General features: G+C 42.7%; 1 pseudogene. It reads left to right on the top strand.

The features are described 5' to 3' along the window. Nucleotides 1–67 precede the first annotated feature (67 nt). Nucleotides 68–344: pseudogene (locus K5Q99_RS22260) on the top strand (transposase); the annotation flags it as partial.

Raw genomic sequence — 344 nt, 5'->3', positions numbered from 1 at the left:
TGTTCTGGTCTAATCCCATCGGACACTTAATTTTGAGACAGTATGGTCAATAAATTAAGAGGTCTATATGAGTCTGAAGAAATCACATAAAAGTTATCCGCAGGCATTTAAAGATGAAGCCGTCTTGATGGTGCTAGAACAAGGTTATAGCGTTGCCGATGCGGCAAAGTCTCTTGGAGTTAGCACGAGCCTGCTTTACAACTGGAAAGAAAAACACGAAGCCCTGAAACAAGGTGTCACCTTAGAAGAGTCTGAGCGGGATGAGTTGAAGCGATTGCGTAGAGAAAACAAAGAATTGCGCATGGAGAAAGAAATTCTAAAAAAGGCCAGCGCCTTCTTTGCGA

The organism is Shewanella hafniensis, from assembly GCF_019655335.1.
Lineage (GTDB): Bacteria > Pseudomonadota > Gammaproteobacteria > Enterobacterales > Shewanellaceae > Shewanella > Shewanella hafniensis.
The sequence above is the reverse complement of the archived record's forward strand: the minus strand, read 5'-3'. Positions and strand labels throughout refer to the sequence as shown.